An 11,920-nucleotide genomic window follows, 5' to 3' on the forward strand; every position below is an offset into this window, starting at 1 on the left:
CAGACGGGACAGATAATCGTTGCTGCCCGAAGCGGGAGAAGGTTCTGGATTCAATTCCTTAGCGCACTTTCATCAACGATACTGAGCCGACATTGGACACCAGCATGCCGGATACGGAGTGAATTTGCATTGACTTGCGTAGCATGATTAGAACAAATCAGGAACATATAATCAGGAAATTTGCCTGCGTAAGGAACGTCGAGCTGTGACATGACCGCTGAAACCCAGAAAAAACCCGGCCTGGAGACACTGCGGGCCGCGATCAGCCGTCTCGAAGGACACAGCGATCGACGCCGCACGGTGCTGCCTTTTGGCGTGCGCGAGATCGACAGTCGCCTGCCCGGTGGCGGTCTGACGCTGGGCGCCCTGCATGAGGTGGCAGGAGGTGGGAATGACGCCCTGCACAGTGCGGCGGCCGGTCAGTTCTGCGCCGGGATTGCAGCGCGCACGCGCGGCAAGGTGCTCTGGATCGTCACCCGTCAGGACGTGTTCGCCCCCTCCCTGAAACAGGTGGGGCTATCAGCGCGGCGGACCATTTTTGTCGAGGCAACGTCAGATGTCGATGTGCTGGCCTGTTTCGAGGAAGGACTGCGGCATGGCGGCCTTGGGGCTGTGGTCGCCGAGGTGGCACGTCTGTCCATGACGGCATCCCGCCGCCTGCAACTGGCGGCCGAAACGTCTGGTTCGCTTGGCCTCGCGATACGCCGCTGGCGACGACAGACTGATGCGGCGGATTTCGGCCAGCCGACTGCCAGTGTGACCCGATGGCGGGTGTCCGTCCTGCCATCCGTGCCGTTGCCGGTGCCCGGTGTGGGACGGCCCCGCTGGCTGCTGGAACTGATCCGTGCCCGGGCGGGTGAATGTGCCGATTTTGAAGTGGAGGCCTGTGATGCCAAAGGAAGGCTCACCCCCTGTATCCCGGTCGCGGATCGTCTCGCTTTACCTGCCACTCTGGCCGACCGACCGGATCAGGAAGCGGCTTGGGCCAGACGCGCCCGCGCCTGAAACGCCGCTGGCGCTGGCCGGGCACGAAGGACGGCGACGGGTTGTCTTGTCTGTCGATCTCACCGCCCGCAAGCTGGGGCTGCGTCCCGGCACACCGGTGGCCAAAGCCCAGGCGCTGTATCCCGATCTGGTGCTGATGGACGCCGATCCCGATGGCGACCATCTGGGTCTGGAAAAACTGGCGCTGTGGTTCCAGCACCGGATAGCCCCCATCGTGGCCGTCGATGGCCTTGATGGGCTGGTTCTGGACACGACGGGGGCGGATCACCTGCATGGGGGCGAGCTTCCTATGCTCAAAGACATGGTTCACCGCATGGCGGGAGCCGGGTTTCGGGCAAAGGCCGTGGTGGCGGAGACGTGGGGTGCCGCGCACGCCATCGCCCGCTATGGCCGGTTAGCGATTGCGGTTGTCCCTTGGGATAAAACAACCTCTGCACTGGCAGATCTGCCTGCTGAGGCGCTGCGCCTTCCACCTACCATCATCGAGGGGCTGACCACGCTGGGCGTGTCCCGCATCGGGCCATTGGCTGCCATGCCCCGTGCCCCTCTGGCGCTGCGCTTCGGTCCCGACATCGCCCGGAGGCTAGATCAGGCTTTTGGCCGCATCGGGGAAGCCATTGTCCCGGTGCGGCCAGTCGATCCGGTCGAGGTCGGCCGGAACTTTGCCGAACCCATCGGCGCAGCCGAAACCATCGCCAAATATATCGGCAAATTGGTGCCGTTGCTCTGCCAGGGGCTGGACGAACGCGGACAAGGGGTGCGGCGTCTCGACCTGCTGCTGCATCGCGTGGACAGTCGCACCGAAGCGATCCGCGTGGCGACGGCCATGCCCGTGCGGGACACAAAACGCCTGACCCGGCTACTCTGCGAGAAAATCGAGACGATCAATCCGGGGTTCGGCATCGAGCGCATGGTGCTGATCGCCTCACTGGCGGAGCCCATGGACCGGCGGCAGACCGTCTCCTCGCTCATCGCCGAGGAAGAGGCCGACGTGTCCGACCTGATCGACACCTTAGCCAACCGCGTAGGCACGCAGGCGCTGTATCGCTTTACCCCGGTGGAAAGCGATCTGCCCGAACGCTCATTCTGCCGCGTGCCGGCGCTGGCCCCCGAGGAGACGAAGGACTGGCCGGATCACTGGCCGCGTCCGACGCGCCTGCTCGCACGACCCGAGCCGGTGCAGGCCATGGCGGAACTGCCGGACCAGCCGCCGCTGTTCTTCATCTGGCGAGGCGTGCGGCGGAAAGTGAAATGTGCCGATGGTCCGGAGCGCGTGTTCGGCGAATGGTGGAAGAATGACGCCGAACTGACCATCGCCCGCGATTATTTCCGGGTGGAGGATACGAGCGGCGAGCGGTTCTGGCTTTACCGTGCCGGTGATGGTGAGCATGGCGAGACCGGCTCGCAGGGCTGGTTTCTGCACGGAATTTTCGGATGAGCACCTCGGCACCGCGTTACGCCGAATTACAGGTCACGACGTATTTCTCGTTCCTGCGAGGAGCCTCCTCCCCCCTTGAACTGTTCGCGCAGGCAAAAGCTCTTGGCATTGAGGCGCTGGGCATCTGTGACCGTAATTCTCTGGCCGGGATAGTGCAGGCCCATGTCGCGGCAAAAGAGGTCGGGCTCCGCCTTGTTGTGGGATGCCGTCTCGATCTGGCCGATTTCCCGCCCATGCTGGTCTACCCGATGGATCGGGCTGCCTATGGCCGTCTCTCCCGTCTGCTCACCATAGGCAAGGCGCGAGCCGGAAAAGGGAAATGTCATCTGCTCTGGGAGGATCTCGTTGCCTGGGGCGAGGGCCAGATCGTTGTCATGATCCCCGACACGGCGGATGATGCCTGTGCACTGCATCTGCGCAAGCTGAAGGACACCTTTGCTGACCGGGCCTATATGGCGCTCACCCTGCTGCGCCGTCCCAATGACCAGATGCGGTTGTATGAACTTGCCAATCTTGCCCATCAGGCACGCGTGCCAACCGTTGTGACCAATGACGTGCTGTTCCATACCCATGACCGGCGCATCCTGCAGGATGTCGTGACCTGCATCTGGCACAACACCACCATCGATGAGGCAGGCTTTGTCCGCGAACGTCATGCTGACCGTTATCTCAAACCACCACAGGAGAAGGCCCGGCTGTTCAGCCGTTACCCCGAAGCCGTGACCCGCACCATGCAGATCGTGGAGCGCTGCCGTTTCTCGCTCGCTGATCTGGCCTATCAGTACCCCGATGAAGTCTCCGTGCCCGGTCAGACGCCCCAGCAGGCGCTGGAGGCGCTGACGTGGGAGGGCGCTGAACGAACCTATCCCGAGGGTATCCCCGAAGAGGTTCGCAACAGCCTGAACCATGAACTCGGCCTGATCGGACGGATGCAATACGCACCGTATTTCCTGACCGTGAACAGCATTGTCCGCTATGCTCGCTCTCAGGATATTCTCTGTCAGGGACGCGGCTCGGCGGCCAATTCTGCCATCTGCTACGTGCTTGGCATCACCGCCATTGATCCGGCCCGCAACTCCCTGCTGTTCGAACGCTTCGTTTCCGAGGAGCGGGGTGAGCCGCCGGACATCGATGTCGATTTCGAGCATGCGCGACGTGAGCAGGTTATCCAGTGGGTCTATGAGCATTACGGTCGTGACCGCGCAGCTCTGACGGCCGTGGTGATCCGCTATCGCGCCAAAGGGGCTTTGCGGGATGTCGGCAAGGTCATGGGACTACCCGAAGACCTGATCCGCACACTCTCGGGCCAGATTCATGGCTGGGGACGTAAGCTGGACGATGACGCCCTGAATGATAGCGGCGTTGATCTGTCCGATCGGCGTATCCGGCTGACGCTGGATCTGGCGCGTTGCCTGATCGGTGTGCCCCGTCACCTGTCGCAGCATCCTGGTGGTTTTGTCCTGACCCATGACCGGCTGGATGAACTAGTGCCGATCGAGCCAGCATCCATGGAGGCCCGCCAGATCATCGAATGGGACAAGGACGATATCGACGTCCTGAAATTCATGAAGGTGGATATCTTAGCACTTGGTATGCTGACCTGCATGAAAAAGGGGCTGGATCTGCTGGCGGAGCACAAGGGCCAGCACTTCACGCTCCAGACCCTCCCGGCCGAGGATCCGCGCACCTACGCCATGATCAGGAAGGCCGATACGATCGGCGTGTTCCAGATCGAAAGCCGGGCACAGATGTCCATGCTGCCACGGCTCAAACCGCGTGTGTTCTACGATCTGGTCATTGAGGTCGCGATCGTGCGTCCTGGCCCCATTCAGGGCGATATGGTCCATCCCTATCTCCGCAGGCGCGAGGGCATTGAGCCCGAAGATTATCCGACGCCGGAACTGGAAAAGGTGCTGAAAAAGACACTCGGGATCCCGTTGTTTCAGGAACAGGCCATGCAGGTGGCCATGATCTGTGCGGGGTTTACCGCCGCCGAGGCCGATCAGCTTCGGCGGGCCATGGCGACTTTCAAAAATACCGGCACAGTCTCGCAGTTTCAGACACGCCTGATCGAAGGCATGCGCGCCAATGGGTATGACGAGGAATTCGCTCAGAGGATCTACCAGCAGCTGGAGGGCTTCGGTTCCTATGGGTTTCCCGAGAGCCATGCGGCCAGTTTCGCCATTCTGGCCTATTCATCCTCATGGATGAAATGCACCCATCCAGATGTGTTTCTGGCCTCGCTCCTGAATAGCCAGCCGATGGGGTTCTATGCGCCGGCACAACTGGTCCGTGATGCGCGGGAACACGGCGTGGAGGTCCGACCTGCCTGCGTAAATGCCTCACGCTGGGACAGCACGCTGGAAGGACCGGAGCGATCAGACGGGATGTTCGCCGTGCGGCTGGGCATGAGTCTGGTGAAGGGACTGGCCAACGACGATGCGGCCCGGATTGTTGCCGCACGAGCCTCGCGCCCGTTTACCTCGATCGATGACCTGTGGCGTCGCGCAAGTGTCAAAGCGGCAGCACTGACCCATCTGGCCGAGGCTGACGCGTTCCGGCCCTCGCTCGGGCTGGCACGGCGCGAGGCGCTCTGGGCGATCAAGGCGCTACGGGACGACCCGCTGCCGCTGTTCGCGGCAGCGCAGGTGACACGGGAAGCGGAGGAACCGGACGTGCTGCTCCAGCCGATGCAGGATGGCGCCGAGGTGGTGCGAGACTATAACCGGCTTGGCCTGAGCCTACGGGATCATCCCCTCACATTTCTTCGCAGGGATCTGCAAGAACGGGACATCGCTACCTGTCAGCAGGCGCTGACGGCAAAGGATGGGAAGCGTCTCACCGTGGCAGGGCTGGTGTTAGTCCGGCAGCGACCCGGCTCCGCAGAGGGTGTGGTGTTCATGACGCTGGAGGACGAAACGGCCAACATGAACGTCATCATCTGGCCGGATCTATTCGAGGCCAACCGACGCGTGGTGCTGGGCGGCCAGATGCTGGCGGTGACAGGCATGCTGCAGAAGGAGGGCGGCATCGTGCATCTGGTAGCAAAGAAGATCACCGACTTCTCCAGATTAATGGCGGACGTTGGGAACCGGTCGGCTGGCGGCGTATCCGACCAGATGGAAAATTCCGATCCCCCAATCATCGTGAAATCCCGTAACTTTCACTGACAAACAGAAAACACATACAGAGCATTAACGCCTCTGACTGCCTCTGATGATAGCCATGTCCTTGGGGGACACCGGTCTGAGCGTCCGGATCCCGCAGACGCTCACGGTCCGACGGGATGCATGGAGAGATCGGCGAGACTACTGGTGTAGAGCATCGGATCCAGTTTCCATCCGGCACCGTAGTCATGAAACTGATAAAGCTGCACGTCGGTTGTCAGAACCTGCCCTACATAACCAGCACCCGCGACACGCGGGTCTGTCAGCCAGGACGGCAGATTCCGGGGCCGGCGCATGATCGCTGCGACCACAGTGCGGCTCCCTGAACTTTCATGGAGCACATCGCTGATCTCCAGCACCCGTTCGGCTTTGAGACGCCAGCAAATCCCGCTGATCGCCCGGATCCCGGGTGGCGTCTGCGGACGCGGCTCCTCTGGAGATGGACCTGTAATGATCGCCGGCGTTCTGCCCGCGCCCATTTCGACCTTTTCCGTCACGAAGGTGAAGCCATCCGAGGGCGTTCCGAGAAGAATGTCGCCTGCCATACCACCCAGCTGATCTGCGATGCCGGCGCGTTCGGTCCCGCGGATAAAACGCAGCCATTCCACCGGCACGCGGTGAATGGCGCCTCCCTCCAGAAGACCAGCCAGAAACGGCGTACCCGGCGCTTTGTCGCGATGAACACTCCCGAAATAGACCGCCTGCGTCATCATGCCGAAATCACCAGTTGGTTTGACAAGAACCCAGCTCTGGTCGCCCGGCATTGTGTCGGGAATTTCATCATGAAACATCGGATGATCAATCGGCGCACGCAGACAAGCGTTCATGACGAATGCGTTGCCATGCGTCGCCGGATCAGGGGGCGCGTTTACGGCGGCAAGAATATCGCCGGCGATGACCTTGTCGTTGTTTCCGTGCGAGAGCACCCGATGACCAAGCCAGAAGGCGGCCAGCAACGCAGCGCCCCCGACGAGAAGCAGTCGACTGTTTTTCATTCCGGGTCTCCCGGTGTCATCCGGGGCCGTTCATCAACCCACTGAAGCTTGCCATCGACAGTATGAAAGGCCGTCTCGACCGGATGCAGCCGATCCGGGTCAATCGCGGCGGATCCATGATAGGCGCTCCGGAACACCGGTGTCTGCATCCACTTCGGAATCTTGCGGCGCATATAGACGGTGGCCGTATAAAAAACTTCGCCATCTTCACTGACACGCCGGACCGCATTGGCCACCCGGACAGGAGTATCGGTCACGACAAAACCCGAAACCTGGCTTGTCGCCCATTGCGCCTGCCGGGGAACGGTGACTTTCGGGTCCTCCGGGATCGGCTGATCACTCAACCGGGAAGGAATGTATTTTCCATTCCGTTCAATCCCCCCGCTGCCCGGAGAAGGACGGTAGCCACCGACCGCATAATTCGTGCAGAACGCCAGACGCTGGTCCCATGCTTTTGCGAGAAAGAACGTCATCGTCTCATGGCGAATGACGCGATGCCCGGCCTCGTCTCTGGTATCGCGGGTAATAGGTACGGAAGTCCGGGAAATAATCCCATAATCTACAAGAGATTGTTCAAGTTCCGGAACTGCCTGCCCCTGCGGCCACCCCGAGAACAGGAAAGCGTGGCCGGTTGATGCAGTCAGACCGCTGTCCGGAAACCAGTCGACTTCATACGGATTGCTGAACGGTTCCCGCCATCCATCGACGCCAGGATAATGGATGCTGCCATGAAGGCAGCCGGAGAAATCGGTGACATTATTATAACCGATCACAAACCGGCGTCCGTTCGGATAGTGCGCCCGCTCAAGCTTCAGCAGCCGGCTGTCGAGCCCCGGCGTGAGAACCCACCAGATAGCACCTGCTCCGGCAACGCCACACAGGATAAGACGGGTTTTAGGAGGCAGGGCGAGGAAACGGGTCCGAAGCCTTCCCCACAGATCCGGGAACGACATGATCAACGCGGCACTTTGGCAGTGAACTGACAGTCCGGATACGAACGGCCGAGATAAAGCGACTTCGCACTGATCGTGCGGGATGCTGCATCATACCGGTAATAGGTGCCGTTTTGTGCCGGTGCCAGTGGAGGCCGGTTCTCATCGGGGTAGATGGTGAGATCCGAGCATCCGTTCGACACCGTGGTTTTCGACAGGCTCCCCTGCGCATGCACCGCAACGATATGCACGGGACAGCCGACCGTCGGCGACAGGTCGGACGCGCCATTCTCCGCCGGACAGGCATCATCGTCTGTAAAAACGATCACCTTCTCTGAAGACGAGGTGTCGAAGATGGCATACTGCACGATCGTCCTGCCCATAAGCCCCTGACCGAGCAGGCCGGTTTTCCGCAAAGTGTCCCCTGTCCACGCCGGAATGATTTCGGGGGTGACAGTGTCTGGCTTTGCGGAACGATAGAGCCGCAGGGAAGACAGCGTGGTCCTCTGCCACCCGGCCGCAGGGACGGCATCCGCAGCACGCGCGGGAGACAGGCCGATAACAGCCAGAAGCACAGCGGCCAGCGTCGCATGCCGACACAGAGGGACAGAAAATGGAAAGGCAGGACGGGACATGTGGGTCTCCACTGTTCCCGCCTGTGCAGCGATCCGGCAGAATCATCGGGAACGTGCCCTATCCTATAGGGTCAGATGACATCATATACAATCGGAAATATGAACATTCCAATCTTGTTAAAACACTCTCAGTCGTGCTGCACTCCGCCTGACCAGACGATTTCGCCGAGAATACCGAGAGTTGCAGCGGCTTCTGGAGCAATATCCTGGGGCGGATACCGGTCATTATCTGCAAGGATGCGAAGACCGCCATCAAAGCGCAGGTCAAGACGCCGGATCACCGTCCCTCCGGACAGCGTCAGGGCGTAAAGAGCCCCGCCCGATACGGTCGTCGCGACCGTATCGATGATCAACAGATCGCCGTCTCTCAGTGTTGGACTCATGGCGTCACCAGCAACTGTTAGCAGCCGCAGAGGGGCGGGATCACGCGAAAGCGTTGAGTCGAGCCAGTGTTTGCTGATTCGAAGACCATCCTCACCAAAGCCAGCGGCTTCGTGCCACGGAATGACGGTCTGATATCCTCCCCGCGCAGGAGTTTTCACGAGAGCGTCGTCATCTCCGGACTCGCGCAAAGAGGATGTCGGAGACATCTGCGGTTCACCCGTTCCATATGCCAACCACTCAAGAGAAACACCGCATACTCGGGCGAGCGTAATCGCCGCAGAAAACTTCATTTCTTGGCCGTTCATGTAATCCCGGAGCGTCGTATAGGCGAGACCAGCCGCCTTTGCAGCATGGGTGATGCCTACAGCCTGAGCCGCCTGACGCAGACGTTCGCCTCGTTCCCGCATCGCCTGCTTTTCCGCATCAGACATGCGTCGCCTCCTGCGGCGGGGACGTGCAGGGCCGGTTTTTTGCAAGCGTTGAAAACGACGCATGACGACTCCCTTCGCGCGACGGACACGAAAAGATGAGCGATAGAGTCTTTTTCGCTTGTAGCAACCTTGTTGTTTCCATCATATTGTGACGATGTGATACTTTGCGACGCAATCAACCGTTCCAGAAGCGTCGCATACCCTCGTGGATTTGTCGACGGAGCGATGATGAAGATGGACGAGAGCAAAGCGATCATCAGTTCCGACACACCCGCTCCGGGCGTCGAAGAAATCTATGCGGGACTTCTCGGTCTTTCACGGATTCTCACACTGGAACATCGAATTCTGCGTCAGCAGCTCAGTATCGTGCCAGGCGACAGTGAAGAGGGTCGCACGCTCGAGGGACTGGTGGCGCTTGGCTCTCTCGTCGACCAGAGGCTGGCGCAGCTTCTCGCGCTGTGCCGCGACGTCGGACGACTTTAGGAAATCCCCCCCGAATTTCACTCCCGCCGATCAGGAAGAAAAATGACTGTTGTCGTAAGCTCTGGCCAGACCGTGACGCTGGACAGCGAAAATCCATATTCACAGGTGATCGTCGAAAACGGTGGCTATGCCCTCGTCGAAGGCGGCTTGTACGCCACAGAAGTCGATGTGCAGTCCGGTGGCCGGCTGGGCATTTATGGCTCGGCTGGCACAGTGACGCTTGAAAGCGGCGCTTCTGCGGATGTGGATGCCGCGCAGACCGTCATCGTCCAGTCGGCTGCGATACTGGAAGTTCCAATCCGGGCTGATATCCAGAATCTGCAGGTTTCCGGCGGCGCTCAGATCAAGCTTTCGGACGCAGGATATGACGCTTCCGACGATGGCACCTATGTTCTGGACCCTGCGGGCCTCGCAAAACTGGAAGGCCTGGTAGAGAGCGGCGTCGACTCAGACTATTACGGTCAGACTACCTACGATGGTCTTCTGTCTGAACTGGCCGGAGATACCGTCACATACGGCCTCGCGCCTTCGGATGGAGAAGGCAGTCAGGTTCTGCTGACGGTCGACGACGGTACGCCCTGCTTCTGCCGGGGCACGTTGATCGCGACCGAACGGGACGAGATCAACGTGGAAGATCTCGCCATCGGCGATCGGGTGCTTACGGCCTCGGGCTCGCTGCGCCCCATCCGCTGGATCGGGCATCGTTCGTATTCCGGACCGTTTGTCAGGAGCAACCGGAACGTCCTGCCCGTTATAATCCGGGCGGGAGCTTTGGGTGACGGCCTGCCGCGACGTGACCTGTCCGTCTCCCCGCTGCATGCGATGGCCCTGGAAGGCGTGCTCATACCAGCGGTCTGCCTCATCAACGAGGTCAGCATTCTTCAGGCTGAACGGATCGATGAAGTCACCTATTTCCACATCGAACTGGAAACGCACGACATTCTTCTGGCCGAAGGGGCGCCTTCGGAGAGTTTCGTTGATGATGACAGCAGGAACATGTTTCACAACGCCGCCGAGTTCCGAGCACTTTACCCGGATGCAGCGCCGCTTCCGGCAGTCTACTGTGCGCCCCGGATCGAAGAAGGGCCGATCCTTGAAACCATTCGCGCACGCCTGAACGCCGAAGCAGGGATAACGCCGGCTCCGGCCTCAGGTGGCATCGTCGAAGGCTATCTCGACGAAGTGACGCGAACTGTCATCCGGGGTTGGGCCAGACACCCTCAGTCGGAAGAGCCATTGCGTTTGTCCCTGTATGAAAATGGGATCGCTATTGGCGAAGTTGTGGCCGATAGTCCTCGTCCGGATGTCGGGACCGACTGTGGTTTCTGTTTTGTTGTGCGGGGCGGCCTCGCTCCCGACGCACGCCATGTCATCGAGATTGGTCTGGCGGGCGACCCAGGCAGACCGCGAAACCTGCTCGGCCACACGCCATGGGTTCTGGACCAGCAGGCTGCCCGTGAGCCGCTCATTGCGCAATCAGCAGTGCCGGCATCGTCGACTACGATGCGCGGCTATATCGACAGCGCCTCTCGCGACCGGATCTGTGGCTGGATTTCTGATCCTGCGCAGCCCGAAGAGTCAGTCGCCATACAGGTCGTGGCGAACGGGACGATTGTAGAACGGACCATTGCCAACGGACGGCGCCCGGATGTGGCTGACACAGGAGCCGGGCCGGAACGGTGCGGGTTCGATCTTCTCTTTGTCCCGCCGCTCTCACCATTGACGCGCCAGATCATTGAGATCCGCAGTGAGCGCACCGGAGCCCTGCTGGGCCAGCCAATTATTGTGGAGGCGGCGGACCAGTTTGATTCGGATCTTGAACAGGCTGTTCGCAGGGCAACCGGCTCCGTTCAGGACGCGAAAGGTTACGACCGGGCCTTGTCTTTTCTGGCCGCGCAGATGGAGCGCCTGAAACAGAGCCATGCCGACCATCAGTCGGGACGCCGCCAGAATGATGTGCAGCGCGAGCGCTCCCGTCGGGGGCTGTCGCTTCCGGCGCACCGTGCTTTGAGAGCACTGGTCGTTGATGCCCGCATGCCGGACGCACGGCGTGACGCCGGTTCATGCGCCATTCTGTCACATATGACCGCTCTTCAGGCGCTCGGCTATGACGTATCGTTCGTCGCCGCTGATGAGATGGGTAGTGCATCAACTCAGGTCATGGACGATATTGATGTCTGCGCATTACCTTTTTACAGTTCGGTCGAAGATCTTCTGCGGCGACAGGCTCAGAGTTTCGATCTGGTCTACCTGCACCGGCAGTCTATTGCGACGCGCTATTTGCCGCTCGTCCGGCAGTATCAGCCACAAGCCCGGGTGATCTACGCCGTTGCCGACCTGCACCATATGAGAATTGCGCGGCAGGCGGCGGTTGAGGAACGGCCTGAACTGATGCCGAGGGCCCGTCAGCTCCGGGATGCAGAATACGCCGTCGCCCGTCAGACCGACGT

At 60.6% G+C, this 11,920-nt stretch carries 9 protein-coding genes; 5 read left to right on the forward strand and 4 right to left on the reverse strand.

Annotation, left to right across the window (positions count from 1 at the left end):
* The first annotated feature begins 210 nt into the window (after window positions 1–210).
* From HKD24_RS14295 to HKD24_RS14305, 3 genes are read left to right on the forward strand one after another with little or no spacing between them, the layout of a single operon-like run.
* Entirely contained in the window at window positions 211–1,005 is a 795-nt protein-coding gene (locus HKD24_RS14295) for an ImuA family protein (RefSeq protein WP_194260860.1), read from the forward strand.
* Window positions 890–2,443: a DNA polymerase Y family protein gene (locus tag HKD24_RS14300; protein WP_228124460.1), complete on the forward strand. Its 1,554-nt coding sequence runs from the start codon at window positions 890–892 to the stop codon at window positions 2,441–2,443. Before HKD24_RS14295 ends, HKD24_RS14300 begins: the two co-directional genes overlap by 116 nt.
* Window positions 2,440–5,613 (forward strand): error-prone DNA polymerase, encoded by a 3,174-nt coding sequence (locus HKD24_RS14305; RefSeq protein WP_194260861.1) that lies wholly within the window; start codon window positions 2,440–2,442, stop codon window positions 5,611–5,613. The genes HKD24_RS14300 and HKD24_RS14305 overlap by 4 nt, the downstream gene beginning before the upstream one ends.
* Before the next feature lie 101 nt (window positions 5,614–5,714).
* Here the strand turns inward: HKD24_RS14305 and HKD24_RS14310 are convergent, their stop codons facing one another.
* From HKD24_RS14310 to HKD24_RS14325, 4 genes are all read right to left on the reverse strand, one after another.
* Window positions 5,715–6,605, reverse strand: a complete 891-nt coding sequence (locus tag HKD24_RS14310; protein ID WP_194260862.1) for a hypothetical protein — start codon at window positions 6,603–6,605, stop codon at window positions 5,715–5,717.
* On the reverse strand, window positions 6,602–7,558 hold the full coding sequence (locus HKD24_RS14315; protein WP_194260863.1) for a hypothetical protein: 957 nt from the start codon (window positions 7,556–7,558) through the stop codon (window positions 6,602–6,604). The genes HKD24_RS14310 and HKD24_RS14315 overlap by 4 nt, the downstream gene beginning before the upstream one ends.
* Before the next feature lie 2 nt (window positions 7,559–7,560).
* On the reverse strand, window positions 7,561–8,172 hold the full coding sequence (locus HKD24_RS14320) for a hypothetical protein (RefSeq protein WP_194260864.1): 612 nt from the start codon (window positions 8,170–8,172) through the stop codon (window positions 7,561–7,563).
* A gap of 128 nt (window positions 8,173–8,300) precedes the next feature.
* Window positions 8,301–8,987, reverse strand: a complete 687-nt coding sequence (locus HKD24_RS14325; RefSeq protein ID WP_194260865.1) for a LexA family transcriptional regulator — start codon at window positions 8,985–8,987, stop codon at window positions 8,301–8,303.
* 234 nt (window positions 8,988–9,221) lie between these two features.
* Between HKD24_RS14325 and HKD24_RS14330 the strand changes: the two genes are divergently transcribed.
* On the forward strand, window positions 9,222–9,470 hold the full coding sequence (locus HKD24_RS14330) for a hypothetical protein (protein WP_194260866.1): 249 nt from the start codon (window positions 9,222–9,224) through the stop codon (window positions 9,468–9,470).
* A gap of 42 nt (window positions 9,471–9,512) precedes the next feature.
* Window positions 9,513–11,920, forward strand: a 2,408-nt coding sequence (locus HKD24_RS14335) for a Hint domain-containing protein (protein WP_194260867.1), incomplete at its 3' end; no start/stop codon positions are given.

Origin of the sequence: Gluconobacter vitians (genome assembly GCF_015244565.1) — a bacterium.
Taxonomy (GTDB): Bacteria; Pseudomonadota; Alphaproteobacteria; order Acetobacterales; family Acetobacteraceae; genus Gluconobacter; species Gluconobacter vitians.